Source organism: Streptomyces sp. CC0208 (assembly GCF_003443735.1).
In the GTDB taxonomy this organism is placed as follows: domain Bacteria; phylum Actinomycetota; class Actinomycetes; order Streptomycetales; family Streptomycetaceae; genus Streptomyces; species Streptomyces sviceus.
This window is the reverse complement of record NZ_CP031969.1, coordinates 8,754,313-8,780,160: the sequence shown is the minus strand read 5'-3', so window position 1 is coordinate 8,780,160 and position 25,848 is coordinate 8,754,313. Positions and strand designations below refer to the sequence as shown.

The 25,848-nt window shown below is 69.5% G+C and carries 23 protein-coding genes; 11 read left to right on the top strand and 12 right to left on the bottom strand.

All coding sequences use genetic code 11. The annotated features are described in order from the left end of the window. Nucleotides 1-21 precede the first annotated feature (21 nt). The gene (locus D1369_RS40340) at nt 22-858 is read right to left on the bottom strand and encodes a LysR substrate-binding domain-containing protein (RefSeq protein ID WP_037898652.1); all 837 of its coding nucleotides are present in this window, start codon (nt 856-858) and stop codon (nt 22-24) included. Nucleotides 859-954: 96 nt separating this feature from the next. On the opposite strand from D1369_RS40340, the gene D1369_RS40335 reads away from it, so the two are divergent. The 10 genes from D1369_RS40335 to D1369_RS40290 all read left to right on the top strand — a co-directional run bounded on the left by D1369_RS40335 (nt 955) and on the right by D1369_RS40290 (nt 10,290). Then, on the top strand, nt 955-1,449 hold the full coding sequence (locus D1369_RS40335) for a cupin domain-containing protein (RefSeq protein ID WP_202476905.1): 495 nt from the start codon (nt 955-957) through the stop codon (nt 1,447-1,449). 60 nt (nt 1,450-1,509) lie between these two features. Next, nucleotides 1,510-1,869: a DoxX family protein gene (locus D1369_RS40330; RefSeq protein WP_007379476.1), complete on the top strand. Its 360-nt coding sequence runs from the start codon at nt 1,510-1,512 to the stop codon at nt 1,867-1,869. 156 nt (nt 1,870-2,025) lie between these two features. Further along, nucleotides 2,026-2,790: an MBL fold metallo-hydrolase gene (locus tag D1369_RS40325; RefSeq protein ID WP_037898654.1), complete on the top strand. Its 765-nt coding sequence runs from the start codon at nt 2,026-2,028 to the stop codon at nt 2,788-2,790. Nucleotides 2,791-2,929: 139 nt separating this feature from the next. Next, the gene (locus D1369_RS40320; protein WP_007379478.1) at nt 2,930-4,213 is read left to right on the top strand and encodes a GNAT family N-acetyltransferase; all 1,284 of its coding nucleotides are present in this window, start codon (nt 2,930-2,932) and stop codon (nt 4,211-4,213) included. A 126-nt stretch (nt 4,214-4,339) separates the two neighbouring features. Continuing rightward, complete coding sequence (locus tag D1369_RS40315; protein WP_007379479.1) at nt 4,340-5,251, top strand: LysR family transcriptional regulator; 912 nt, start codon at nt 4,340-4,342, stop codon at nt 5,249-5,251. A 152-nt stretch (nt 5,252-5,403) separates the two neighbouring features. Next, nucleotides 5,404-6,573 (top strand): CoA transferase, encoded by a 1,170-nt coding sequence (locus tag D1369_RS40310; RefSeq protein ID WP_007379480.1) that lies wholly within the window; start codon nt 5,404-5,406, stop codon nt 6,571-6,573. 22 nt (nt 6,574-6,595) lie between these two features. After that, on the top strand, nt 6,596-7,372 hold the full coding sequence (locus D1369_RS40305; RefSeq protein ID WP_118083050.1) for a crotonase/enoyl-CoA hydratase family protein: 777 nt from the start codon (nt 6,596-6,598) through the stop codon (nt 7,370-7,372). Between the two features lie 4 nt (nt 7,373-7,376). Next, nucleotides 7,377-8,126: an acetoacetate decarboxylase gene (locus D1369_RS40300; protein ID WP_007379482.1), complete on the top strand. Its 750-nt coding sequence runs from the start codon at nt 7,377-7,379 to the stop codon at nt 8,124-8,126. Further along, nucleotides 8,123-9,085 carry a 3-hydroxyacyl-CoA dehydrogenase NAD-binding domain-containing protein gene (locus D1369_RS40295; RefSeq protein ID WP_007379483.1) on the top strand — a complete coding sequence of 321 codons (963 nt, stop codon included), beginning with the start codon at nt 8,123-8,125 and terminating at the stop codon, nt 9,083-9,085. Before D1369_RS40300 ends, D1369_RS40295 begins: the two co-directional genes overlap by 4 nt. Beyond that, nucleotides 9,085-10,290 carry an acyl-CoA dehydrogenase family protein gene (locus D1369_RS40290; protein ID WP_007379484.1) on the top strand — a complete coding sequence of 402 codons (1,206 nt, stop codon included), beginning with the start codon at nt 9,085-9,087 and terminating at the stop codon, nt 10,288-10,290. Before D1369_RS40295 ends, D1369_RS40290 begins: the two co-directional genes overlap by 1 nt. 193 nt (nt 10,291-10,483) lie before the next feature. On the opposite strand, the gene D1369_RS40285 is transcribed toward D1369_RS40290, so the two are convergent. Then, nucleotides 10,484-12,532: an alpha-L-fucosidase gene (locus tag D1369_RS40285; protein ID WP_007379485.1), complete on the bottom strand. Its 2,049-nt coding sequence runs from the start codon at nt 12,530-12,532 to the stop codon at nt 10,484-10,486. Between the two features lie 599 nt (nt 12,533-13,131). On the opposite strand from D1369_RS40285, the gene D1369_RS40280 reads away from it, so the two are divergent. Next, nucleotides 13,132-15,063 (top strand): alpha-L-fucosidase, encoded by a 1,932-nt coding sequence (locus tag D1369_RS40280; protein WP_050789657.1) that lies wholly within the window; start codon nt 13,132-13,134, stop codon nt 15,061-15,063. A gap of 325 nt (nt 15,064-15,388) precedes the next feature. Here D1369_RS40280 and D1369_RS40275 read toward each other — a convergent pair whose 3' ends face one another. The 10 genes from D1369_RS40275 to D1369_RS40230 form a co-directional block, all read right to left on the bottom strand. After that, the gene (locus D1369_RS40275) at nt 15,389-16,348 is read right to left on the bottom strand and encodes an expansin EXLX1 family cellulose-binding protein (protein ID WP_037902893.1); all 960 of its coding nucleotides are present in this window, start codon (nt 16,346-16,348) and stop codon (nt 15,389-15,391) included. Between the two features lie 146 nt (nt 16,349-16,494). Continuing rightward, a complete protein-coding gene (locus tag D1369_RS40270) occupies nt 16,495-18,261 on the bottom strand; it encodes an alpha-L-fucosidase (RefSeq protein WP_007379489.1) in 1,767 nt (588 codons plus the stop codon). Nucleotides 18,262-18,592: 331 nt separating this feature from the next. Then, nucleotides 18,593-19,228, bottom strand: coding sequence for an LUD domain-containing protein (locus D1369_RS40265; protein WP_118083049.1), 636 nt, complete (start codon nt 19,226-19,228; stop codon nt 18,593-18,595). Then, a complete protein-coding gene (locus D1369_RS40260) occupies nt 19,225-20,724 on the bottom strand; it encodes a LutB/LldF family L-lactate oxidation iron-sulfur protein (protein ID WP_007379491.1) in 1,500 nt (499 codons plus the stop codon). Before D1369_RS40260 ends, D1369_RS40265 begins: the two co-directional genes overlap by 4 nt. Continuing rightward, on the bottom strand, nt 20,721-21,461 hold the full coding sequence (locus D1369_RS40255) for a (Fe-S)-binding protein (protein ID WP_007379492.1): 741 nt from the start codon (nt 21,459-21,461) through the stop codon (nt 20,721-20,723). Before D1369_RS40255 ends, D1369_RS40260 begins: the two co-directional genes overlap by 4 nt. After that, entirely contained in the window at nt 21,452-22,360 is a 909-nt protein-coding gene (locus D1369_RS40250; protein WP_050789658.1) for an amidohydrolase family protein, read from the bottom strand. Before D1369_RS40250 ends, D1369_RS40255 begins: the two co-directional genes overlap by 10 nt. Further along, nucleotides 22,357-22,704 (bottom strand): L-rhamnose mutarotase, encoded by a 348-nt coding sequence (locus D1369_RS40245; RefSeq protein WP_007379494.1) that lies wholly within the window; start codon nt 22,702-22,704, stop codon nt 22,357-22,359. The genes D1369_RS40250 and D1369_RS40245 overlap by 4 nt, the downstream gene beginning before the upstream one ends. Then, nucleotides 22,701-23,732, bottom strand: coding sequence for an aldo/keto reductase (locus D1369_RS40240; RefSeq protein ID WP_118083048.1), 1,032 nt, complete (start codon nt 23,730-23,732; stop codon nt 22,701-22,703). Before D1369_RS40240 ends, D1369_RS40245 begins: the two co-directional genes overlap by 4 nt. Next, on the bottom strand, nt 23,729-24,502 hold the full coding sequence (locus D1369_RS40235; RefSeq protein ID WP_118083047.1) for an SDR family oxidoreductase: 774 nt from the start codon (nt 24,500-24,502) through the stop codon (nt 23,729-23,731). Before D1369_RS40235 ends, D1369_RS40240 begins: the two co-directional genes overlap by 4 nt. Continuing rightward, on the bottom strand, nt 24,499-25,836 hold the full coding sequence (locus D1369_RS40230; RefSeq protein WP_037902900.1) for an L-fuconate dehydratase: 1,338 nt from the start codon (nt 25,834-25,836) through the stop codon (nt 24,499-24,501). The genes D1369_RS40235 and D1369_RS40230 overlap by 4 nt, the downstream gene beginning before the upstream one ends. Nucleotides 25,837-25,848: the final 12 nt, after the last annotated feature.

Below are 25,848 nucleotides of genomic sequence, written 5' to 3'. Positions count from 1 at the left end.
CTGCGCCGCGGTTGCCCGTACTCAGCGGCGGTACGCGGCTGTGGCGATCTCGATGAAAGACCGGATCAACGGATTGGTGTCACCCTCGTTCCACACCGCCACCACCCGGCTCGGCGTCATGTCGGTCAGCGGTACCACGGCCAACTCCGGGGGAAGGTCGTGTCCGAGCGGGGCCATGCCGACCGTGCCGTTCCACAGCACCGCCTGCAGACATTCCTGGACGGCGCGCACCACGGGACCTTCGCGCGGCCTGCCGGCATTCCAGTACGACTGCCAGACGGGGTCGGTTCCCTGGGGGAACTGGAACCAAGGGCGGTCGCTCAGCTCAGCCAGCCGCAGCCGGTCGCGGCGGGCCAGCGGATCGTCTGCGCGCAGGACCACGCCGACCGGATCGGTCCGCAGCGCACGCACCGTCAGGGCGGTCTCGTCGAACGGCGCGCGCGTCAAGGCGACGTCGACGAGTCCGGCGCGCAGCCCGCACGTCGGGTCGGTCAGATCGGTGTCGCGGATGCGGATCTCTATGCCGGGGTGGCGCCGCCGGTAGGCGGCGGCGAGCCTGGACATTCCCGGATCGGTGCCGTCCCCCAGGATGCCGACGGTGAGCGTCGTGACGCCGGCCGCCGCGCCCACGCGTGCCCGGACGCGGTCGGCATGGTCGAGCAACGCCCGCGCCTCGTCGAGCAGCACCGTGCCCACCGGCGTGAGTGTGACGCCGACAGGCGAGCGGGCGAACAGCAGGGCCCCGACCTCGGCCTCCAACTGCTTGATCGCCCGGCTCAGCGGCGGCTGGCTCATGTGCAGTCGGGTGGCGGCCCGGCCGAAGTGGAGTTCCTCGGCGACCGCCACGAAATAGCGCAAGGTCCGTAGCTCCACGCTGCGACAATACCGATCAGGTATCGGCGCTGCGGGACAGGTCTTGGACACCGGCAGGGCGCCGGCGGTGGACTCGTGAGCATGACCGAAGAAGCAACGACCAGCGAGCCACAGGCCGACCCCGCTGTATCGGTGGTGGGTCCCGGTGACGGCGAGACGATCGTTCTGGGCACCACGCGCATGCGCGTGCTGGAGGACGGCAGCCGCACCGGACACCGCCTCGCGATCGCCGAGTCCGTCCTCCCCCCTCACACCCAGGGACCGCCCCAGCACCGCCACGCCCGACACGACGAGGGCTTCTACATCCTCTCCGGCACCGTGCGGTTCACCGTCGGGGACGAGGACCACGACGCCACCACGGGGACGCTCGTCGTGGTTCCGCCCGGTACCCCGCACACCTTCGCCAACCCGACCGACCAACCCGCCGTCATGCTCAGCACCTTCACCCCCGACCTGTACGTGCAGTACTTCCGGGACCTCCAGAAGGTGCTCGCCGACGGTCGACCGCTGACCCCACAGGCCAACATCGACGCGATGAGCCGTTACGCGACCGAGCCCGCCCCTGACTCTGTCTGAAACCGCCGGGCCGTGGCGCGTCCGCCGGTGGCCCATGAACGGGAACCATGAACGGGAACCATGAACATCGCCTATTGGATCGTCGCGGGACTTCTCGCCCTCTTCTACTTCTACGCAGGCACGATGAAGGTGATCCGCAGCCCCGATCAGCTCCGTCCGATGATGGCCTGGGTCGACCGCATGCCGTTGCCCGTCGTCAGAGCGCTGGGGACCGTCGAAATACTCGGCGCGACCGGGCTGATCCTGCCGCCGCTGACCGGCATCGCTCCCTGGCTGGCGTCGGCCGCGGCCATCGGGTTCCTTCTCCTGCAGCTCGGTGCGGTCGCCGTCCATCTGACCGGCGACGACCGCCGGATCACGCTCAACCTCGGACTCCTCACCACCGCGGCCGCGACCATCTGGCTGGCCACCGGCCTGTGATCGAGCGGGCTTCGCAAGGTCCCGCGCCCTTGCGGAAGGCGCGGGACACCGCCGTACGCCCGATCAAGCTGCTCGCTCTCGATCTCCAGGACCTTCACCGATGAGTTCAGCCACGGATCGCAGTCTCAGCACTGTGACCGACCGATGGGAGCAGAGATGGGCAAGCTGCGTCAGGTGGCCGACGGCGTCTGGGTCCGGCAGAGCGAGTGGGTCTGGAGCAATTCCGTCGTGGTGCGCGGGGACGAGGGGCTGATCGTGATCGATCCCGGCATCAACGGCTCCGAACTGGACCAACTCGCCGATGACGTCGATCAGTTGAGTGACCCGGTGGTCGCCGGTTTCTGCACCCACCCGCACTGGGACCACCTGCTCTGGCACAGCCGGTTCGGCGACGTGCCGCGCTACGCCACCCCGGCCGCCACCCGGGTCGCCGCTGAAGCCCGGGAGCGGGCGCAGGCGATGGCGGCGCAGAGCGCGTCCGGCATCCCTCTCGAGCTGATCGGACTCCTCACCCCGCTGCCCGCGAACGGCGGACCCGTGCCGGGCGAGATCATCGAGCATCAGGCGCACGCCGTCGGCCACGCCGCGATCCTCCTCGCGGACCGTGGCGTCCTGCTCGTCGGTGACATGCTCTCCGACGTGCTGATCCCGCTCCTCGACATTCGCCAGGACGACCAGGTGGATGCCTACGAGAAGTCACTGGACCGGCTGGACGAGGCCGCCAGGCACGCCGAGGTCGTGGTCCCCGGCCATGGTGCCGTCGCGGAGGGTCCCCAGGTGGCGGCTCGGCTCGCCGCGGACCGTGCCTACATCGACGCACTCCGGCGAGGTAAGGAGCCGGTCGACACGCGTCTGGGGCCGCATGCGGACTGGCTCCAGGGCCCCCACCGCTCGAACCAGGAGCAGGCACGAGGGCGGTAAGGCCGTCCCCCCGGCAGTTCACCCTGGCCAACTCCCAACGCTCCCGGCGTAATTCGTTTGACCGGGCCACCGGTCGACGCTGGACTGTGGCAGGCGCCACCCGTCGTGGGGCCGGTCTTTCGAGGAGGCAGCGGCACCGATGGAGATACGTCCCACGACCGACGAGGATCTCGACGTCTTCGTCGACACCGTCCATGCCGCGTTCGGGCGCTTCCCGGAAACCCCGGTCGAGGGCGGCGGGCTGTGGTGGTCGGCACTCGAAATGGACCGCTGCCTGCTCGCCCTGACGGCTGACGGGCGGCCCGTGGGCACCGCCGCCACACACTCCTTCGAGCTCACGCTGCCCGGCGAAACCCTCGTTCCGGCCCCCGGGGTGACCGCTGTCGGCGTCCTGCCCTCGCACCGACGCCAGGGCGTGCTCAGCGCGATGATGCGGCATCAGCTCGCCGACCTGCGGGCCCGCGGGGAGTTCCTCTCCGTGTTGCTGGCCTCCGAGGCCACGATCTACGGCAGGTTCGGCTACGGACCGGCGACGTACACGCAGCGGCTGACGGTGCAGCGCCACCGGTCCGTCCTCGCCCTCCCCCGGGCACGCGCAACGGCGGACGCACCGGCGACCGGTCCGGACCACGGCCCGTACGACGTCTCGGACCACGGCCCGGACCACGGCCCGGACCGCGGCTCGGTCGAGGTGCTGCGTCGTTCCGAGTGCGGCGAGATCCTGGAAGACGTGTACGACCGGTACCGCCGCGCCCAGCCCGGTGCACTGTCCCGGCCGCACCGCTGGTGGGCCCTGCGCGCGGGGCAGCCCCCGATCTCGCCGGCTCCGCGTTACGTCGCCGTCCACCGGGACGCCGACGGCGTCCCGGACGGGTACGCCAGCTACTCGATCGGCGAGCCCGACAACACCTTGACGGTCGACGAGACCATCACCGTCGACGACACCGTCTTCACGGCCCTCGCCCGGTTCGTGCTCGGCCACGACCTGGCCTCTCGGGTGGTGTTCCAGCACGTCCCACCCCAGCACCCGTTGCGCTGGCAGCTCGCGGACTTCCGCGCCGGTGAGGTGAGCGGCGACACGGACTGGCTCTGGGTGCGGCTGCTGGACGTCCCGCGCGCGCTGACCGCGCGCGGCTGGTTCACGGACGGCGAGCTCGTCCTGGACGTCGAGGACCCCTTCCTCGGCGAGCACGGTCGCTATCTGCTGACCGTCCAGGACGGCAAGGCCGACTGCGTCCTGACGGACCGGGAGCCCGACCTGTCCCTGGACGTGAGAGACCTGGGCTCGGTCTACCTCGGCGGCACCGCGCCCAGCACGCTCGTGCGTGCCGGACACATCCGGGCCCATCGCCCGGAGGCGGCCATCCTCGCCGACGCCCTCTTCCGCACCGACCGTGCCCCGCACTGCCTGCACTGGTTCTGACCGCGGGCGCACTCCGACGGGTGACGAGTGACGGTTCGTGGGCGAGGCCGGAAGCGATGGGGCCGGCCAAGGTCTTGATCACGTCGGCCGATCACGCCCGCCGGTCAGCCCTTTACGGTGGGCACCGTGGAACTCCTGCATCTGCGTTACTTCGTCGCTGTCGCCCAGGAACTGAACTTCTCCATGGCTGCCCGCAAGCTGCACATGGCGGCCTCCCCGCTGAGCAGACGGATCAAGGATCTGGAAAACGAACTGGGACACCGCCTGTTCGACCGCGACACCCACCGCGTGACGCTCACTCAGGCCGGCAACGCCCTGCTGCCCATCGCACGGGGCGTGCTGGAGCAGGTCGACTCCATCCAGTGGCGCCTTGACGAGACGGCCCGCCCGCGGCGGGCCACCCTGCTGCTGGGTGTGCCCAGCGGCGTCCATCCTGACCTGCGGGAGCGGATGGACGCCCTGGCCGAGCGGGTCCGCGACCGGTTCGAGATCAAGCGCTGGCCGGGCGGCACCGACCGCCTCGTCGACGCCGTCTGCGACGGCAGACTCGCGCTGACCCTGGCCCGTCTCCCGGCAGGTGGCGACCCCGCGCTGGAACTGCTGCCGGTGATGTCGGAACGGCTCGGCGCGGTCGTCCCCAGGGACCGGTTCGCCGGGCGCGAGTCCGTCGCCCTGACGGAACTGACCGAACTCGCCTACGTCGTTTCCCCGACAGCCGTGACCAACGCGTTCTTCCGCGGACTCGACCAGCAGCTCTCCGAACTCGGCATCAAAAAACGCATCGAAATCAACGGTGCCGCTTTCGAAGGAATTTCCGAGATAGTGTCCAGCGGACTGGCTTTCTCCATTTCCATGCTGGACCCACGGAGCCCCGTCCAGAATTACCATCTGGACAATGTCACCGTTCTACCGTTCTCCGATTTCCAGCCCCGACTCGAGACCGGCCTGATCTGGCGCAAGGATCGAGGACACGGCGGCGACCTGGAGGAAGTCGTGGCGGCGGCCCGCGAGGTGTTCATCGAACCGCTCCACTCGTAAGGAGCGGAGGCACCCCAACAAAGGCGGTACGACCACTGCGGTCATACCGCCTTTCGCCATTTGGTCATTCCCTCGGCTTTCTCTCCTTCGACTCCCGCTGTAACTTAGTTTCCAGATACACGGACAGCGCGAAAAAGGAGTGAAAGAAAGCCATGACGGACCTCGCAGACACCGTCACCGGCCCCCTGGAGGGCACCCGCGTGATCGACCTGTCGACCGTGGTGATGGGCCCTTACGCCGCCCAGATCCTCGGGGACCTCGGCGCCGACGTCATCAAGATCGAGTCGCCCGCGGACACCGTCCGCGTCGGCCACTACCGCACCACCCCGGGCATGACCCCGCTGAACCTCAATGTCAACCGCAACAAGCGCAGCGTGTCCCTCAACCTCAAGGACGAGACGGACCGCGAGCGGGCGCTGCAGCTGATCGACACCGCGGACGTGCTGATCACCAACATGCGCCCCGGCGCACTGCACCGCCTCGGCCTGTCCCACGAGGACATCGCCGCCCGCAACCCGGGCCTCGTCTACGCACACGCCCAGGGCTTCCGCAGCGACTCCGACCGGGCCGGCAACGCCGCCTACGACGAGACCGTGCAGGCCGCCTCCGGCCTGGTCGACATCGCCGACCGCGCCCTGGGCGAGCCCGTCTACCTGCCGACCATCATCGGCGACAAGGTCTCCTCGCTGACCATCGCGTACAGCGTGCTCGCCGCCCTGCTGCACCGGAGCCGCACCGGACGCGGCCAGCTCGTCGAGATCCCGATGACGGACACGCTGATCGCCTTCAACCTGGTCGAGCACCTCGCGGGCCACACCCACGTCCCCGAGTCCGGCCCCACCGGCTTCGCCCTGTCGATGCTCAAGGGCCACAAGGCGGTACGCACCAAGGACGGCCTGGCCTGCGTCATGCCGTACAACCCGCAGAACTACCGCGACTTCCTCACCGCCGCCGGACGCCCGGACCTCGCCGAGGACCCGCGCGTCAACGGCGAAGCCATCGACAGCGCCGACCACGAGGAGCTGGCCGCGCTCCTGGAGACCTGCGCCCCGGCGCTGACGACCGAGGAGTGGGCGGAGGTGTGCGCCAAGCACAGCATCCCGATGGCCCCGGTGCTGGAACTGGACCGCGCCCACGAGGACCCGTACGTCCGTGACGGCCATCTGCTGGACAGCGTCGAGCACCCGACCGAGGGCACGGTCCGCACCATCGGCATCCCGGTGCGGTTCTCCGCCACTCCCGGCTCGATCCGTCGCCTGGCGCCGGTCGCGGGCCAGGACACCGAGGACGTTCTCGCCGAACTCGACGCCGCCGCCCGCTGACCATCACAGGAGGACAGCCACGATGAGCACACCCACAACTCCCGCGGTACGCACCGAACGCATCGGCTCCGCCCTGCTGATCACCCTGAACCGCCCCGAAGCCCGCAACGCCGTGAACGCCGCGGTCGCCGCCGCCCTGGCCGACGCACTCGACGAGCTGGAGGCCGACCCCGAACTGCGGGCCGGCGTCCTGACCGGCGAAGGCGGCACGTTCAGCGCCGGCATGGACCTCAAGGCCGCCCTGCGCGGAGAGTCGCCCGACGTCGAGGGCCGCGGATTCGGCGGCCTCACCGAGGCCGAGCCGAGCAAGCCCCTCATCGCCGCCGTGGAGGGCTTTGCCATGGGGGGCGGCTTCGAACTGGCCCTGGCCTGCGACCTGATCGTCGCTGCCGAGGACGCCCGGTTCGGTCTGCCCGAGGTCAGGCGCGGTCTGATCGCCGCGGGCGGCGGCGTGATCCGGCTGCCCAAGCGCGTTCCGCACCACCTGGCCATGGAGTTCCTGCTGACCGGCGAGCCCGTCGACGGCCGCCGCGCCGGCGACCTGGGCCTGGCCAACCGGGTCACCGCCAAGGGGCAGGCCGTCGCCGAGGCACTCCGGCTGGCCGACCGGCTCGCGGAGAACGCCCCGCTCGCGCTGGCGGCCGTCAAGCGCGTCGTCCGCGCCGCCGACGGCGCCCCCGACGCCCAGGCCTTCGCCTTCCAGCGAGGCGAGATGAAGACCCTGATGGCCACCGCCGACGTACGCGAGGGCATGACCGCCTTCGCCGAGCGTCGCCCGCCGCGCTGGACGGGGCGGTGAGGACATGAAGGCCGAAGACGTACGACAGCACCTGACGACTCCGCTCACGAGCCCGGCGTTCGCGCCGATGGTGCCGCGGTTCACCGACCGCGAGTACCTCAACCTCGTCTACCGCACCGACCCCGACGCGCTGCGGGCCGTCGTCCCCGAACCGCTGAGGATCGGCGAGCCGTTGGTCCGGTTCGAGGTCATGAGGATGGGCGACGTCAGCGGCTACGGCCCCTACACCGAGGCGGGCCAGGCGATCCCCGTCACCTTCGAGGGCGAGCGGGGCGAGTACCTGCACGCCATGTACCTCGACAACTTCCCGGCGACCGCCTCCGGCCGCGAGGTCGCCGCCTACCCGAAGGTCATCGGCTCCCCGTCGCTGTACGTCGACTCCGGCGCGCTCGTCGGCACGCTCGACCACGGCTCGCTGCGGGTCGCCACGGCCACCATGGGCTACAAGCACCACGAGCTGGACCGGCGCGAGGCCGAGGAACAGATCGGCGTACCGACGTTCATGCTCAAGACCGTTCCCGGCTACGACGGCACGCCGCGTGTGCAGGAACTCGTCCGCACCCGCATCACCGACCTCACCGTCAAGGGCGCCTGGACCGGCCCCGCCCGGCTCCAGCTCTTCGCGCACGTGCTCGCCCCACTCGCCGACCTGCCGGTGCTGGAGGTCGTCTCCGCCAGCCACATCCTCACCGACCTGACGCTGGACGGCGTCGAGCCGGTCCACGACTACCTGAAGGGAGGCGCTTCCGCATGACCCGCCCCTTCCGTACGGCCGCCGTCATCGGCGCCGGAACCATCGGTCTGTCCTGGACGGCCCTGTTCGCCGCATACGGCCTGACCGTCCGCGTGAGCGACCCGCGCGAGGACCTCGCCGAGGCCGTCGCCGACGCCCTGGAGCAGTACGCCCCGCACCTGACCGCCCGCGGCCTGGACGTGACCGGCCTCGCCGACCGGGTGCATCTCGCGGCGGACGTGACCGAGGCGGTCCGGGACGCGGACGTCGTCCAGGAGAACGGCCCGGAGCGCGTCGAGTTCAAGAAGGACCTGTTCGCCACGCTCGTCCGAGAGGCACCTGCCCACGCACTGCTGCTCAGCTCCTCGTCCGCGATCCCCTCGACCGCGTTCACGGGCGCGCTGACGGCCGAGGACGCCGCCCGTGTCCTGATCGGCCACCCCTTCAACCCGCCGCACCTCATCCCGCTGGTCGAGGTCGTGCCGGGCGAGCGCACCGGCGAGGACGCCGTACAGGCCGCGCTGGACTTCTACACCTCGGTCGGCCGCACCCCGGTCGTCGAGCGCAAGGAGATCCCCGGCTTCGTCGGCAACCGCCTGCAGAACGCGCTGAGCCGCGAGGCGGTGTATCTCGTCGAGCAGGGCGTGGTGACGCCCGAGGACCTCGACAAGGTTATGACCAACTCCCTGGGGCTGCGCTGGGCCACCGTCGGCCCGTTCCTCGGCGCACACCTGGGCGGGGGCCCCGGCGGCTACCGGCACCTCGTCGAGCACATCGGCGCCTCGATGCGGGACATGGGTGACGGCCTCGGCCGCCCCGCGCAGACCCCCGACCAACAGGAACGGCTCATCGAAGCCGTCGAGAAGGCTTACGGCTCCTCCACGTACCCGGAACTCGCCGGGACGCGCGACCGCAGGCAACTGGCGGTCCTGGACGCGCTGGCCGCGGCCGGGACGACCACCATGAAGGAGGAGAACTGATGACCACCCGGACCGTGGGCCCCCTCACCGACGAACTGACCGCCGACTTCTACCACTTCGAGTCGCTGCTGCCGGACGAGGAGCGCAAGATCCTCCTCAAGGCCCGCGCGTTCATGCGCGACGAGGTCAAGCCGCTGGTCAACGACAACTGGGCCAAGGGCGTCTTCCCGAAGGAGCTCATCACCCTGTTCCGCGACAGCGGCCTGGCCGGCCTCCCCTACGAGGGCTACGGCGAGCACAAGCCCGCCGCGAGCAACCTCCTGAGCGGCATGCTCGCCCTGGAGATGACACGCACCGACGCCTCGGTGTCGACGTTCTTCGGCGTTCACAACGGCCTGGCCATGTACTCGATCCACTCCGGCGGTGACGAGGAGCAGCGCGACCGCTGGCTGCCGGCGATGGCCGCGATGGACAAGATCGGCGCGTTCGCGATGACCGAGCCCCTCGGCGGCTCCGACGTCGCGGGCGGCATGCGCACCACCGCCCGGCGCGAGGGCGACACCTGGATCCTGAACGGCGCCAAGAAGTGGATCGGCAACGCCACCTTCGCCGACTACGTCGTGGTCTGGGCCCGGGACGTCGACGACAACCACGTCAAGGGCTTCGTCGTCGAGAAGGGCACGCCCGGCTTCGACCCGGTGAAGATCCAGAACAAGCTCGCCTTCCGGATCGTCGAGAACGCCGAGATCACCCTGACCGACGTCCCGGTGCCGGAGGCGAACCGCCTGCAGAACATCAACTCCTTCCGAGACGTCGCCGAGATCCTGCGCGCGACCCGCGCCGGGGTGGCCTGGCAGGCGCTCGGCGTCATGACGGGCGCCTACGAACTGGCCCTGGACTACGCCCGCGAGCGCGAGCAGTTCGGCCGCCCCATCGGCGGCTTCCAGCTCGTCCAGGACCTCCTGGTCAGGAGCCTCGGCAACATCACCGCCTCCTGGGGCATGCTGGTCCAGCTCGCCCGCCTCCAGGACGCCGGCATCTTCCGCGACGAACACTCCTCCCTGGCCAAGGCGTTCGTCACCTCGCGGATGCGGGAGGTCGTCGGCTGGAGCCGGGAGATCTTCGGCGGCAACGGCATCCTCCTGGACCACGACATCCCCCGGTTCTTCGCCGACGCCGAGGCGATCTACTCCTTCGAGGGCACCCGTGAGATGAACACCCTGATCGTGGGCAAGTCGATCACGGGCCAGAGCGCGTTCGTGTGACGGCAGTCCACCGGTGCATTCCGCCGGGTCGGTGCCCCAGGGCCGGAAGGTCCTGGGGCTTTCCGCTTGCCCCAGTGGCGGATGAGCCGGAGTCGGGGTTGCCCGAGCACTTCGTCGGCCGGGCGACGGGGTACGAGAAGTCACAGCCGGCGATACGACGGAGCCAGCTCGTACACCGCAGATGTACGGGCGATCAAGACTTGAACGTCCACATCAGGTTGGTGCTGTCCTGCCACGTCCACTGCTTGATCACGGCCCCTGCGGCGACCATGCCACCGCCGTCGAGGACCAGTCCCGTGGTGCGGTTGGCGATGGAGTACCGGCCCTGGCCGCGGTGGGTGATCTGCCACTGCTGGTTGGTGCCGCCGTTCCAGGGTGCCTGCCGGGCCGGGTCACCGTTGCTGGTGGCGCCCCAGCCGTCGGCGGCCAGGCCGTTGGTGCGATTGACGAGCCGGTAGTAGCCGTTCCCGAGTTCGATCGCCTGCCACTGGAGGTTCGCGTTGTCCACGATCTCCCACTGCTTCAGGTTCGAGCCGCTGGAGAAACTGCCGCCGCTGTCCAGCACCAGGCCGCTCGTGACGTTGCCCAGGCGGAAGTACGTGGCAGGGTTGAACGTCACCCTCAGCGAGGCGATGGCGTCGTTGTTGCCGGTCGTCCGGAGGTCGGAGGCGTTCGAGGTGAACGTCCAGGCGGTGCCGGTGAAGTTGTCGCCGGAGTAGCCGATCACCTGAAAGCCGTCGGGTACCAGGATGGAGGAGGCCTGGGCGGGTCCCAAACCGGCGGCGGACAGCTGCGAGGAGGTGTAGCTGCCCAACTGAAGAACGCCGCGGGCGCCTTGGTAGTCGACGTTCTGGAACACCGACGGGGAGACCGTCGTGGGCATGCCCTGGACCTCGACGCACACCACCGGGAGGGTCGCGTTCGGTGCGGTGGCCGGCACGGTGACGTTGATCTGGTCGGTGACGGTGTAAGGGAGTGAGACCGAGGGGTTGTTCAGCAGATAGACGCGACTGATGGTGTTGTCCATCCTCGGAATCCGCAGCTGGCCGTTGGTGGGCCAGGTGAAGACATGGGCGAAGAGCTTGCCGTTCTTCTTGGTGAGCTTCCCCCACGAGGGTTCGGTGGCGAACGGGCTGCCGCTGGTGCCGTGAATGCTGTCGCTGTGCGTCGACATCCAGGAGGCCAGGCCGTTCAGGACGGTCTGAGTGCCCGCCGTGACCGAGCCGTCGCCCTTGGGACCGATGTTCAGCAGGAGGTTGCCGTCCCGGGAGACCACCGTGACGAGCTCCTGGACGATGTCCTTGAGGGATCGGTAGGAGTTCTCACTCGACGCGTTGTAACCCCAGGCGCCGTTCATGGTGGCGCACCGCTCCCACGGTCGGCTCATCGGCTCGCCGGGTATCCCGAACTCCGCGACCGCGTAGTCGCCGAGCCGGTGGTCCCGCTTGACTCGCTCGTTGACGATGAGGTTGGGCTTGCGTGCCATCAGCCAGTTGTAGAGGTCGACGCCGTCCGCTTCCAGCCACCAGTTCTCGAGGGTGGGACTGGAGGGCTCGCCGAACCAGTCGCCGTCGAACCACAGCAGTGCCGGGTCGTAGCGGTCCAGCAGTTCCTGAAGCTGCGCCTTCATGTCGGCGATGTAGGCGGTGCGCGCGGCCTGCGACGACATGGTCGTAAGGCCGCTGTCGTGGCGGTCGGTCTGGGAAGGGTGGTCCCAGTCGAGGATCGAGTAGTAGAGGCAGAACTTGATCCCGCGGTTCTCGCACTCGTTCTTGAGGTTCATGAGCGGGTCGCTCTGGACCCCGCCGAAGTCGTGCAGGTTGTACAGCTTGGTGCCGGTGGCGTCCTTGAAGCCCGCGACATCGGAGTCCCACATCGCGTAGCCCTCGTGGTGCTTGGCCGTGATCACGAGGTACTTCATGCCGGCGTTCTTGGCCAGTTCGGCTATCTGGGCGGCGTTGAACTGGCTGGGGTTGAAGTTCTGGGTGACCTGGGTCTGGTAGTTCGCCTTGGTCCACTGCGAGTTGGTGAACGCCCACTCGCCCTGGCCGAGCTGCGAGTACGACCCGTAGTGGATGAACATCCCGAACCGGGCCTGGTACCACCAGTCCAGCTTCGACGCGACGGTGTACGCCTCGGCGGTGGAGGGCCACAGGGCCTGCGGCAGCCCGAAGGCCGCCACTCCTCCGGCAAGGGCGGCGGCCTTCATCAGAGAGCGTCTGCTGAGGTGGGCTGAGGACATGGGTGCGGCTCCATGAGTCAAGAGAGGCAAGGCAGGGAGTTACGAGGGGAACGGGCGACCTGGACACGTGCTCCACGTAGCGCCGCGAGGAGTGTGTTTCACCCAGGTGACATCGGATGTATTAATCAGCAACAGACCCTGTCGTGTCTAGGGGTTCGCCGAGACCCACACAAATCACGGGGCCCGACCAGGTCGAGGATGCCCCAACCTTGGATACATCGGATGTCCTGCGCGGCCCGGGCGTTCGGCGAGGCTTGCCCGCCGTACTACACGCGCGCGACAGCAACTGACTCTACACATCCTACGTATCGGGGCCGGGTCACTTGAGGGGCACCTACGCCACGCAGCGACGAGCAGGCTTGATCTGGCTATTTCTGCCGAGGCTCTAGACAGACCACCACCCGGTGCTCGTTAATACATCCGATGTTGCTAGTCGAAACACCCGCTTTACGTAAGACCTGCCGCCCAGCCCACGCCGTAACGCCTGTCGTCGGCGCGCGTCGCTCAGTGCGACACCGATTGCGCCTCCCAGGGCAGCCCGGTCGCCGGCACATGGCACTGCCATCGATCCACAGGAGTGACCCGTGTCCTCACCACGAATGTCTCGCCGTACGTTCCTCGGAGCGGCGGGGGCGGCGACCGCCGCGACCGCACTGCCGATCATCCCCGGCTTCTCCGGCCTTCTGTCGCAGGCGTCCGCCGCGGACATCCAGACCAACCTGAGCAAGCTGGTCGACATGCGGTTCGGCATGTTCAACCACTTCAGCCTGGGCACCTTCACCAACGAGGAGTGGGCGGAGCCCAACCAGAGCCCCACCCTCTTCGCTCCCCCGAGTGTCAACTGCGCACAGTGGGCCGACGCGGCGGCCGCCGCGAAGATGAGCTACGGCTTCCTGACCACCAGGCACCACGACGGCTTCGCCCTGTGGCCGAGCGCGCACGGCACCCAGAACGTCGCGAACAGCTCCTACAAGCACGACGTCGTCCAGGCGTACTGCGACGCCTTCCGCGCGAGGGGGCTCAAGGTCGGACTCTACTACTCGGTCTGGGACCGCACCTTCGGCGTCGAGGCGTGGGAGAGCCGGCACAAGGTGTCCGGGCTCCAGATCACCGATGCCATCCAGCCCAAGCACATGACCTTCGTCCTCGGTCAGATCCGCGAGCTGCTCACCAACTACGGCACCATCGACATGTTCATGACTGACGGCTACGCATGGCAGATGGGGCAGCAGGCCGTCTCCTACCAGGCAATCCGTTCGCTGGTGAAAGAGCTGCAGCCGGACTGCGTCATGATCGACCTCGGCGCACTGTCGGAGCCCTTCCTCGGCGACGCGATCTTCTTCGAAGAGCCGATGGGCATTACGGCGCCGGCGGGCAACACCTACGCCGCTCTGCAGGGACAGACCATCAGCAACGGCTGGTTCTGGCACCCGTCCACCCCGACCGAGAGCCTCCTGAGCAAGACCGCGATCCTCTCGCACCTGGCCGACCTGGAACCGAAGTACACCTCGTTCATCCTCAACTGCCCGCCCAACCGCAACGGCCTGCTGGACACCAACGTCGTCAACCGGCTGGCCGAGGTCGGCGCGGCCTGGAGTCCCAACACCTCCAGGCCGCCGCTGCCCACCCAGCCGCTGCGCGCCGAGCATCCCGTCACCCCGGTCAACGCGTACGCCACCGGTTTCCACACCGGCGAGGGTCCGTTCAACGCCATCGACGGACTCAGCGACGCCGGCTACGAGACCTGCTGGTCGACCTGGAGCCTGCCGCTGCCGCAGTCCATCACCATCGACCTGGGCGGCGTGTGGAGCAACGTCTCCACCCTGGAGTACCTGCCCAAGCAGTGGGGCCGCAACAACTCCACCGACGGCGACATCACTTCCTACACCATCCTGACCAGCACCGACGGGGTCAACTTCACCCAGGTCGCCACCGGCACCTGGGCCGGCAACAAGAAGGCCAAGCTGGTCGAGTGGCCCAACCGGAACGTGGGCTTCGTACGGATCCAGGTCAACGCGGCCACCGGCGGCTACGCCAACATCAGCGGTGTGAGGGTCGGCGGCCGCTCGGTCAAACCGGCACTGTTGTCCAGCGCGCTGCCCGGCGACGGCACCGTCTACCAGTTGGTCAACCGAAACAGCGGCCAGGTGGCCGACGTCGTGAACAGGCGCACCACCGACGGCACCGCGGTCCAGCAGTGGCCTTGGCTCGGCCAGACGAACCAGAAGTGGACCTTCATCAAGACCGGCGACGGCTACTACAAGATCAAGGGTGTGGGCAGCGGCAAGCTCCTGGAGATCGCGGGTCTCTCCCGCGCGGACGGCGGCACCGCCGGCATCTGGGGAGACGCCGACGCCCCCCAGCAGCACTGGGCCGTCACCCCCACCGGTGACGGGCACTACTTCCTCCTCAATCGCTTCAGCGGGCTCTCGCTCGCCGTGGACGAGGGCAGCACCGCGAACGGAGCCGCCGTCGAGCAGCAGCCCTACACGTCGCAGTCCCACCAGCAGTGGCGGATCGTACCCTCCTGATCCACACACCCGTCCGTTCTCCGATGACGCCAGGCACTCACCCGCAAAAAACCATTCACCACCAGCTGGGGTGATCACGCCCGCGGATCGGTCACCGATCCGCGGGCGTGGCCGCGCCTCGCCTCCGCCCGGAGCGGCAGCCGTGATGCCCGTGCGGGCCGCGTACGACGGCAGTGTGCACGAACTGGCCGTCGCCGGCGGCACTGGACCAACGACGACCAGCACATTGGGGCTGGATCGGTGGTGTGCCTGGCCACCCACGGCCGCGGTGTCCAGGTCGGGCAACCGGCCTGACACAGCGACACCGGGCCTCTCGACGGCGAGGTCAGTGGCGGGCGAACTGGAGTCCCGTCGACTGCACGACGTCCGGCCGCAAGGCGACGCCGTTGACGGTCAGTTGTTCCCCGTAGATGTCGGTGAGCCTGATCGCCTTGCCGCATCCGCTGCCGTCGGGCGAGAGGAAGTAGTTGTAGTCGGTGCGGGCCAGTTGGCGCCAGCCGCCTCCGGTGCTGACCTCCAGCCGGGCGAGCGGGTTGCGATGGCCGATCGCCTGGATCCCGCACCAGTAGGGGCTGGATCCGATCTTGTAGCGGATCGATATCGTGCCCACCGAGCTGGGGCTCACCAGGCTCCAGGTGACGGCGAGCCGGCCGGTCGAGACGGGGGCCAGCTTGGCGAAGGCCTGTTCGCTGAGGTCCAGTTGTCCCGGTGCGCAGGGCAGCGGGCATTCGTTGGTGATCCGGACCGTGACGGAGTTGCCGTTCGCCGCGCGGACGAACACGTAGGCGCCGCAGGCCTTGGACGTTTCGTAGTCGGTGGTGTTCATCGCCGCGATCATCATGTCGCTGCTCGGACCGTACGAGCAGGCGCCGTCCCCGACCCCGGCCTTGTAGACCGTGGCGACTCCCGGGTAGGTGACCTTGCCCAGGATCCGTCCGGCCAAGGACGAAGTGGTGGTCGCCTTCCGTGGAGAGGCCGATGACGGCTTCGTCGCCGACGGGGACGCGGATGCCTTCGGCTTCTTGGCCTTGGCCTTGAGGGAGGCGGAGACCGCGGACGGCGAGGGCGTGGGGGACTTCGATCCGGTCGGCGACGACGCCGGGCCGGTCTCCTGGGAGTCGGCGACGGCCGTGGCCGCGGCCCGCCCGGCATCGTCCTTGCGGTCCGGCTGCATCGCGATGGCCAGGCAGACAAGGAGACCTGTGACGACCAGCCCCGCGGTGCTGCCCACCATCAGCCGGCGTCTGCGCCTGCGCTGCCGCGCGGCCTGGCGTGATTCTTGCATGTCCATCCGTTCGGAAGAGCGTGTCGGTGTTGCACTGCTCAGTGGCCGCGGACGGCGAAAAGGTTGCCGCTGAATTTTCGGTCTCTGTGACGTCGGCGTGCTCCCGCCCAAGAGCCCTTGGACGGGAGCACGGAGGCTTGCGCGGGTCAGCCGACCTTGGTCATGTTCCACTGCTGCGGGGCGCCGCCATTGGGGGTCCACTGGATGACCTGGGTGTTGTCCGCCGTGTTGTTGGAGTTGTCCAGCGCCTTTCCGCTGTGCCGGTTGATGAGCCGGAACGCGCCGTTGCCCAGCGCGGTGACGGCCCACTGCTGCTGGCGACTGCCGTTGTCGGTCTTCTGCACCATCACCCCGCTGTCGGAGGTGCTGTTGTTGTCGTCGAGGGCCTTGCCGCTGCGGACGCAGACCAGCTTGTAGTAGCCGTGGCCCAGGTCGGTGACCGTCCACTGCTGCGGCGAGCCACCGTTGGCGGTCCACTGGATGACCGGACTGCCCTCGTTGCCGGTGTTGCCGTTGTCGAGTGCCTTGCCGCTCTGGGCGCAGATCAGCCGGTAGACACCGCCCGCCAGGACGGCCGGCATGCCGTTGACCTCCACGCAGACCACGGAGTCGTTCGCGTTGGGGGCCGTGCTCGGCACGCTGACGTTGATCTGGCCGCCGCTGACCGAGTAGTTGAGGTTGGTGCCAGGGTTGTTCATCAGGTAGACCCGGTTGATCGTGTTGTACACGGCCGGGATCTGCAGGGTGCCGCCCGTGGGCCAGGTGAAGACGTGGGCGAAGAGCTTGCCGTCCTTCTTGGTGATCTTGCCCCAGGACGGCTCGGTGGCGAAGGGGCTGCCGCTGGTGCCGTGGATGCTGTCGCCGTGGGTGGCCATCCACGAGGCCAGACCGTTCAGGATGGTCACGGATCCGGGGGTCATGGAGCCGTCGCCCTTGGGGCCGATGTTGAGCAGGTAGTTGCCGTCCCGGGAGATGACGGTGACCATCTCCCGGATGATGTCCTTGACGGGACGGTAGAGGTTTTCCGCCCAGTCGGTGTAGCCCCAGTTGCCGTTCATGGTGGCGCAGGTCTCCCACGGCCGGTCCATCGGCTCGGCGGGAACGGACTGCTCCGGGCAGGCGAAGTCACCGAGACCCTGGTCGCGCTTGACCCGTTCGTTGACGATGAGGTTGGGCTTGCGCGCCATCAGCCAGGCGTACAGGTCCTCGCCGTCGGACTTGGCCCACCAGTTGCACCAGTCGCCGTCGAACCACAGGACGGCCGGGTCGTAGCGGTCCAGCAGTTCCTGCAGCTGGCCCTTCATGTCGTTGATGTAGCCGGTGCGGGCCGCCGGGTCGATGGTCGAGTCCCAGTTGCTGGGACGACAGGTCTGCGAGGGGTGGTTCCAGTCCATGATCGAGTAGTAGAGCCCGAACTTGACGCCCCGGTTCGTGCACTCGGTCTTCAGCTGGGCCAGCAGGTCGGGCTGGAAGTTGCTGTAGTCGTGCAGGTTGTACTGCTTGGTGCCGGTGGTGTCCTTGAAGCCCGCGACGTCGGAGTCCCACATCCCGTAACCCTCGTGGTGCTTGGCCGTGATCACGAGGTACTTCATGCCGGCGCTCGCGGCCAGCCCGGCGATCTGGGCGGCGTTGAAGGTGGAGGGGTTAAACGGCTTGCTGACGTTGTTCTGCCAGTCGGCCTTGGTCCAGTTGTTCTGGCTGAACTCCCACTCGCCCTTGCCGTAGTAGGAGTAGGACCCGAAGTGGATGAACATCCCGAACCGCGCCTGGTACCACCAGTCCAGCTTCGAGGAGACGGAGTAGGCCTCGGCGCTGGAGGGCCACAGGGCCTGCGGCAGACCGAACGCCACGGTACCGCCGGCGAGGGCCGCGGCCTTGATGAGGAAGCGCCTGCTGAGGGGGGCGGAGGACATCGTGCGGCTCCTGGAAAGTGAGGGACACAAGGTGTCGGCGACTTGCTGGTCCGCGGCACCGCACAGACGGCGGAGTACGGCGGCTACGTGTCCTACCGGGGTTCAAGCGACTCCCCAGGGACATCGGATGTATTAACAGACACAGCCGTTCCCCCTGTCTAGAGCGAAGCCAGATTTTTTAGAAACTCCCTGTTTACGGGCCCGTAGCAGATATGCGGGATCCCGAAACATTGGGTCTATAGAGAGGTCTGGTCAGGGATGAACGCGAACATGGCTTCGCAGCGCGGCCACCTGGCCGCGCTGCGAAGCCATACGGTCCCGGCGCCGGCGACTACGCGTCCTCCACCACGACGATGTCGAGAGTCCTGGGCCCGTGCACGCCCTCGACCCGGTCCAGCTCGATGTCACTGGTGGCCGAGGGCCCGGAGATCAGCGTCAGCGGGCGGTAGGCATCGAGCAGGCGCAGTGCCTCGGGCACGTCGGGGGCGATCTGGTCCGCCCGGACCACGCAGATGTGCTGGTCCGGCAGCAGGGTCAGGACCCGCCGCCCCTGGCCCGGACCGTGGTCGAGGGTCACGGTGCCGGTGACGGCGACGGCGGTGGCGACGGTGGTGACCACGGCCTCCGCCGCGTCGAGTTGCGCGACCGTCAGCGGCGGGACGTCAGCCAGCCGCGACCACGGCCCCTCCGGGAGCAAGTCCTCGGGAAACCCGGGCGGCACCACCAGCGACCGCGCTCCGGTACGGGCCAGGGCACGACCGACCGCCGCCGCGGCATCGGCCTGCGGAACGCGGACCACCGTGGCGCGGTACTCGGCGGCACGCTCGGCGAACAGCCCGACGACGTCCGGTCCCGCATGGTCGGCGCGGGGACCGGTCGAAGGGGGTACGTCATCGGGGCGCTCGGAATCGGGAACGCCGGACAGCGCTCCCTGGATGGCGCTCAGGACGCTCTCGCGGCCGTTCATCGTCGTACCTTCCCTTCAGCCGTCGTACGGGCGTCCTCGCTCGTAGGTGTTCTCGTACGGCGCCACCAGGCGCGCAGCGATTCGCGGGCCGGCGCCGGCGTGTCCCGGGTGCCGGACCAGCGGGCGACCGGGCCGGGCAGGGCACCGATCCGGCCGTCACGGGCCACCAGACGGGCCCCCAGGGCGGCCAGCCGCTGTACGGCGGCCAGTCGCCGCGGTGAGCCCAGTACGGCGCCGGCCGCCTTCATGACGAGTGCCTCGGTCGTGGGGAGCAACCGGTCCCGGCGTTTGGCCTCCACGGCCTCGGCGCGCAGATGGACCAGCACCTCGGGAATGTTGATCTTCACTGGGCAGGCGTCGTAACAGGCGCCGCACAGGGTGGAGGCGAAGGGCAGCGAGGCCGCGTTCTTGACGCCGACGAGCTGCGGGGTCAGGACGGCGCCGATCGGGCCGGGGTAGACGGAACCGTAGGCATGGCCGCCCGTGCGCTCGTACACCGGGCAGACGTTGAGGCAGGCCGAGCAGCGGATGCAGGACAGCGCCTGGCGGCCCACCTCGTCGGCGAGTGTGGCGGTGCGGCCGTTGTCGAGGAGCACCAGATGGAAGTTCTGCGGCCCGTCGCCCTCGGTGACGCCGGTCCACAGCGAGGTGTACGGGTTCATCCGCTCGCCGGTCGACGAGCGGGGCAGGAGCTGGAGGAAGACGTCCAGGTCGGCGAAGGACGGCAGGACCTTCTCGATGCCCATGACGGTGATCAGGGTTTCCGGCAGGGTCAGACACATCCGCCCGTTGCCCTCCGACTCCACGACCACCACCGTTCCGGTGTCGGCGGCGGCGAAGTTGGCGCCGGAGACGGCCACCTTGGCCCGCAGAAACTTCTCCCGCAGATGCAGCCGGGCCGCCTCGGCGAGGTCGCGGGGCTCGTCGGTGAGGTCCTCGGGGGCGGGCCTGCCCCACTCCCCCATCTCCCGGCGGAAGATCTCCCGTATCTCGGAGCGGCCCCGGTGGATGGCCGGTACGAGGATGTGCGAGGGGCGGTCCTCTGCCAACTGCACGATGAGTTCCGCGAGATCGGTCTCGTAGGCACGGATGCCCGCCTCGGCGAGCGCCTCGTTGAGGCCGATCTCCTGGGTCGCCATCGACTTGACCTTGACGACCTCGCTCTCGCCGGTCGCCTTCACCAGCCGCGTCACGATGGCGTTCGCCTCGGCGGCGTCCGCCGCCCAATGGACCGTGCCGCCGGCGGCGGTCACCGTCTCCTCCAGCCGCAGGAGATGGTGGTCGAGGTGACGCAGGGTACGGCGCTTGACGGCTGCCGCCGTATCCCGCAGTTCCTCCCAGTCGTCGAGCTCGGCGGCGACCGCCAGCCGCTTGTCCCGGATGGTGCCGGTGGCGCGGCGCAGGTTCGCTCGCAGCCGGGTGTCGGCGAGCGCGGTGCGCGCCGCCTCGGGGAAGGCCGGGGTGCCCAGCCATACGACGTTGTCGGCACCGCTCACCGCACGTCTCCTTCTGTGGAGGCAAGGATCTCGGCCAGGTGCATCGTGCCGACGCCGGTACGCAGCCGGGACAGCCCGCCGCCGATGTGGGTGAGGCAGGAGTTGTCACCCGCGCACAGGTACTCGGCGCCGGTGTCCAGGACATGGCGCATCTTGTCGGCGAGCATCGCGTTGGACACGTCCGCGTTCTTCAGGGCGAAGGTGCCGCCGAAGCCGCAGCAGGACTCCGCGGCGGGCAGTTCGACGAGGTCGATGCCCTTCACGGCACGCAGCAGCTTGAGCGGCCTGTCTCCGACGCGCAGCATGCGCAGGGAGTGGCAGGTCGGGTGGTAGGTGACGCGGTGCGGGAAGCAGGCGCCGACATCGGTGACGCCGAGGACGTCGACGAGGAGTTCCGACAGCTCGTACACCGTCGGCACCACCTGCTCGACCGCTGCGGCGAGGCTGTCGTCGCCGTATTGGGCCGCCACCACGCGGTGGTGGTCGCGCACCATGCCCGCGCAGGACCCGGAGGGGGCGACGACTGCGTCGTAGCCCGCGAAGACCTCGGCGAAGCGGCGGACCATCGGCAGGGTCTCGGGGCGATAGCCGGTGTTGAAGTGCATCTGGCCGCAACAGGTCTGGGCCTGCGGGAACTCCACGGTGTGGCCGAGGCGTTCCAGCAGTTCGGTCACCGCGCGACCGGTGCGGGGGAACATCGTGTCGTTGAAGCAGGTGATGAAGAGAGCTATGCGCATGGGGTTTCCTGGAGCGGGGCCGGTCGTGCGGTGACCCGCAGGTCGTAGGTCCGCACGGCCGTGCCGGTGAAGACGTCGTGACGCTCGGCCGGCCCGAGTGCGGTCGTCAGCTCGCGTACGACGGAGACCACTTCGGCGTACGAGGCGGCGAGCCGGCAGACGGGCCAGTCGGAGCCGAACATCAGCCGCCCGGGGCCGAAAGCGTCCAGCACGGTGTCGGCGTACGGCGTGAGGGCCGCGACGGTCCACGAGTCCCAGTCGGCTTCGGTGACCATGCCGGACAGTTTGCAGACGGTGTTGGGGAGAGCGGCGAGGCGCCGGATCTGCTGCGCCCAGGGGGCGAGTTCGCCGGACGCGACGGGCGGCTTGCCGAGGTGGTCGAGGACGAAGGTGAGACCGGGCAGGCGCTGCGCGGCCTCGACGGCCGCCGCGAGTTGGTGGGGCTTCACCACGAGGTCGTAGACGAGCCCCGCCTCGGCGACCGCGGCGAGGCCGCGCAGTACGTCGGGGCGTACCAGCCAGCGCGGATCCGGCTCGCCCTGCACCTGGTGGCGAATGCCCACCAGGTGATCCCCTCCGGTGCCCGCCCGCAGCGCGGCGAGGGTCTCGGTGACATCGGGGGCGGTCAGGTCGGTCCAGCCGACGACCCCGGCGACCAGGTCGCTGTCGGCGGCCAGGGCCAGGAACTCCGGGGTCTCCTCCGCCACGGTGATCGTCTGCACCAGCACGGTGGCGACGACACCGGCCGCACGGGCTTCCGGTGCCAGGTCGACGAGGGTGAAGTCGCGTCGCAGCGGGGCGAGTTCGGGGTCGGTGATCCAGTCCTGGTCGCGGACCGACAGGTCCCACACATGGTGGTGGGCGTCCACGATGCCGAGCCCGCTTTCCGCTCCGGTCACAGGTGCCACACCGTCGGCAGCGAGGCGTCCGCGCCGTGTGCGGAGTAGTCGTGGACGACGTCGAGCAGGTCGGCCATCCGGGCCTGCCAGGCGATGTTGACGGGCAGCTGGTCGAGTTCGGCGATCATCGCCTGGTAGTCCTCGACCTCCAGCACATGGAACAGGTCCGTGCCTCCCCCACGCTCGACTGCGCTCGCGCGGGGGGACCCCCACCGCCAGATCGTCCACTCGCTCACCCCCGCGGCGCGGATGGCGGCGGTGAGTTCCTCGGGCACCTCCCGGTGCGCGGCCTCGTACTCCTCGATGCGGTCGGCACGGACCTTGGTGTGCAGGGCGACCTTCATGACGGCTCCTTCGGCGGCATGGCGTCCCCGACCGGCGCGACCGCGGGGACAGGGGTGTCCGGGTTCAGCAGTCCCTCGGCGCGCAGTTCGTCCCACAGCGCGTCCGGGATCGGGCGCCGCAGTTGCTCCACCGTGTCGCGCACCTCCTCGGGGGTGCGCGCACCGGTCAGGACGCTCGCGACCGCGGGGTGGCCGAACGGGAAGCGCAGGGCGGCGGCACGCAGTGGCACCCCGTGGCGTTCGCAGACCGCGAGCAGTCGCAGCGCACGGTCGAGGACCGGCTGCGGGGCGGGTGCGTAGTCGTAGGTGGCGTCTGGCCGGGGAGCCGTCAGCAGGCCGGAGTTGAAGACCCCGCCGATGACCACGCTCCGGCCCCGGGCGGCCGCCTCCGGAAGCAGTTCGGTGAGCCCGTCCTGTTCCAGGAGGGTGTAACGGCCGGCCAGCAGCACCACGTCGATGTCGGTCTCGCGGACGAACCGGGCGGGCAGCGCGGACTGGTTCATCCCGATGCCGATCGCGCCGATCACGCCTTCGGCACGCAGCCGCTCCAGCGCCGGATACGCCTCGTCCAGCGCCTGCTCGGCGTGGTCGTCCGGGTCGTGCAGCAGGGCCACGTCGACGCGGTCGACGCCGATGCGTTCCAGGCTCGCCTCCAGGGAGCGCAGCACTCCGTCGGCACTGAAGTCCCAGACCCGCCGGTGGGTGGCCGAGACGGCGAAGCCGTTCGTGAGGTCGTCGTCGGCGGCGCCGCCGTCCGGGTTCGGCACGAGAAGCCGGCCCACCTTGGTGGAGAGGGTGTACGCATCGCGGGGGCGGTCGCGCAGCGCGGCGCCGAGGCGCCGTTCCGACAGGCCCAGACCGTAGTGGGGCGCCGTGTCGAACGTGCGGACACCGGCGTTCCAGGCCGCGTCCACCGTGGCGCGGGCGGCCTCCTCGGTGACCGGGTGGAAGAGGTTGCCGAGGGCGGCGCAGCCCAGCGCCAGTTCCGAGACCGGTACGGCGCCGCCGCCCAGCGTGGTGGTCCTCACGGCCGGTCCACCGGCCGCAGCCGCAGCCCCTGCATGCCGCCGTCCACGGCGAGCGCGGTGCCGGTGACGGATGCCGCGGCCGGGCTCGCGAGGTAGACGATGGCGGCCGCCACCTCGTCCGCGGTGACCAGACGCCCCAGGGGCTGGCGGGCGTTGAGGGCCGCGCGCTCGGCCTCGGGGTCGTCGGCCGCGTCCAGCAGCCGGGAGACCCAGGGGGTGTCGGCGGTGCCGGGATTGACGCAGTTGACGCGGATGCCCTCGCGGACGTGGTCGGCGGCCATGGCCAGGGTCAGCGACAGCACGGCGCCCTTGCTGGCGGAGTACAGGGCGCGCTGCGGCAGGCCTGCGGTGGCCGCGATGGAGCAGGTGTTGACGACGGACGCGGTGCCCGGACGGGCAGTGGCAGCGTGGCGCAGGTGGGGCATGGCGGCGCGGGTGGTACGGACGATGCCGAGGACGTTGACGTCCAGGACCCGGTGCCACTGCTCGTCGGGGTTGTCCTCTACCGTGCCCGCGGCGCCGATGCCCGCGTTGTTGACGAGGATGTCGATGCCGCCGAGCCGCTCGGCCGCCGTGTCCACGGCGGCGCGTACGGAGGCGTCGTCGCCGACGTCGGCCTTGAGGCCGAGCAGCGGTTCGCCGACACCGTCCGGATCGAGGTCGAGCACGGCCACCGCCGCGCCCTGCGCCGCCAGTGCGCGGGCCGTGGCGAGCCCGATGCCGGACGCGCCCCCGGTGACGACGGCTCTGAGTCCGGTCAGAGCGGTCATGCCGCCTCCTCACGCCCAGCGAGGTCGGCGGCCCAGAAGGTGCCGTCCGGGTAACGGAATTCGGTGAGGGACTCGGGGTGCATGGTGGCCGAGAAGCCCGGCGTCAGCGGCGCGGTGTAGTGGCCGTCGCGCATCACCACGGGCGCGGTGAAGTGCTCGTGGAGGTGGTCGACGAACTCGATGACGCGGTTCTCGGTCGTGCCCGACAGCGCCAGGTAGTCGAACATCGACAGATGCTGCACCAGCTCGCACAGGCCCACTCCGCCGGCGTGCGGGCAGACCGGCACGCCGAACTTGGCGGCGAGCAGCAGGATGGCGAGGTTCTCGTTGACCCCGCCGACCCGGGCCGCGTCGATCTGGAGGACATCGATGGCGCCGGCCTGGAGGAGCTGCTTGAAGACGACGCGGTTCTGGACGTGCTCGCCGGTGGCGACCTTCACGGGGGCCACGGCCTTGCGGATCGTCGCGTGGCCGAGGACGTCGTCGGGGCTGGTGGGCTCCTCGATCCAGTACGGGTCGAACTCGGCGAGCGCGTTGGTCCACTCGATCGCCTCGTCCACGTTCCAGCGCTGGTTGGCGTCGATGGCGATACGGATCTCCTCGCCGACCGCGGCACGGGCGGCACGCATGCGACGGATGTCGTCAGCGAGGTCGGCGCCGACCTTGAGCTTGATCTGGGTGAAGCCGTCGGCGACGGCCTGCTTGGCCAGCCGGGTGAGCTTGTCGTCGGAGTAGCCGAGCCAGCCCGGAGAGGTGGTGTAGCCGGGGTAGCCGCGCTCCAGCAGGCCGGCCTCGCGCTCCGCGAGTCCGGTGCGGCCCTCGCGCAGCAGTCGGAGGGCGTCCTCGGGGGTGAGGGCGTCGGCGATGTAGCGGAAGTCGACCTGGGAGACCAGCCACTCGGGGTCGGCATGGGCGAGCAGCCGCCACAGGGGCTGTCCGGCGCGCTTGGCGGTGAGGTCCCAGACGGCATTGACGACGGCGCCGATCGCCATGTGCATCACGCCCTTCTCTGGTCCGAGCCAGCGCAGCTGACTGTCACCGATCAGGTCGCGGCTGAGGGCGCCGGGGTCGGCGCACAGCTCCTGGACGGAACGGCCCACGATGTGCGGTCGCAGTGCGTTGATCGCGGCGACCTGGACGTCGTTGCCGCGTCCGATGGTGAAGGTGAACCCGTGGCCCTCGTGTCCGTCACCGGCGTCGGTGCCGAGCACGACGTAGGCCGCGGAGTAGTCGGGGTCCGGGTTCATCGCGTCGGAGCCGTCCAGTTCCCGCGAGGTGGGGAAGCGGATGTCGTAGGTGTCGACGGTGGTGATCCGGGCGGGTGTCGCAGTCAAGGTCGTGCTGCC

Coding starts and splice junctions, on each gene's coding strand:
- D1369_RS40280 (WP_050789657.1), top strand. CDS start 13,132: ATGTCTCGCCGTACGTTCCTCGGAGCGGCGGGGGCGGCGACCGCCGCG.
- D1369_RS40325 (WP_037898654.1), top strand. CDS start 2,026: ATGGGCAAGCTGCGTCAGGTGGCCGACGGCGTCTGGGTCCGGCAGAGC.
- D1369_RS40255 (WP_007379492.1), bottom strand. CDS start 21,461: ATGCGCATAGCTCTCTTCATCACCTGCTTCAACGACACGATGTTCCCC.
- D1369_RS40295 (WP_007379483.1), top strand. CDS start 8,123: ATGACCCGCCCCTTCCGTACGGCCGCCGTCATCGGCGCCGGAACCATC.
- D1369_RS40235 (WP_118083047.1), bottom strand. CDS start 24,502: ATGACCGCTCTGACCGGACTCAGAGCCGTCGTCACCGGGGGCGCGTCC.
- D1369_RS40305 (WP_118083050.1), top strand. CDS start 6,596: ATGAGCACACCCACAACTCCCGCGGTACGCACCGAACGCATCGGCTCC.
- D1369_RS40270 (WP_007379489.1), bottom strand. CDS start 18,261: ATGTCCTCCGCCCCCCTCAGCAGGCGCTTCCTCATCAAGGCCGCGGCC.
- D1369_RS40300 (WP_007379482.1), top strand. CDS start 7,377: ATGAAGGCCGAAGACGTACGACAGCACCTGACGACTCCGCTCACGAGC.
- D1369_RS40330 (WP_007379476.1), top strand. CDS start 1,510: ATGAACATCGCCTATTGGATCGTCGCGGGACTTCTCGCCCTCTTCTAC.
- D1369_RS40310 (WP_007379480.1), top strand. CDS start 5,404: ATGACGGACCTCGCAGACACCGTCACCGGCCCCCTGGAGGGCACCCGC.
- D1369_RS40320 (WP_007379478.1), top strand. CDS start 2,930: ATGGAGATACGTCCCACGACCGACGAGGATCTCGACGTCTTCGTCGAC.
- D1369_RS40285 (WP_007379485.1), bottom strand. CDS start 12,532: ATGTCCTCAGCCCACCTCAGCAGACGCTCTCTGATGAAGGCCGCCGCC.
- D1369_RS40245 (WP_007379494.1), bottom strand. CDS start 22,704: ATGAAGGTCGCCCTGCACACCAAGGTCCGTGCCGACCGCATCGAGGAG.
- D1369_RS40265 (WP_118083049.1), bottom strand. CDS start 19,228: ATGAACGGCCGCGAGAGCGTCCTGAGCGCCATCCAGGGAGCGCTGTCC.
- D1369_RS40275 (WP_037902893.1), bottom strand. CDS start 16,348: ATGCAAGAATCACGCCAGGCCGCGCGGCAGCGCAGGCGCAGACGCCGG.
- D1369_RS40335 (WP_202476905.1), top strand. CDS start 955: ATGACCGAAGAAGCAACGACCAGCGAGCCACAGGCCGACCCCGCTGTA.
- D1369_RS40290 (WP_007379484.1), top strand. CDS start 9,085: ATGACCACCCGGACCGTGGGCCCCCTCACCGACGAACTGACCGCCGAC.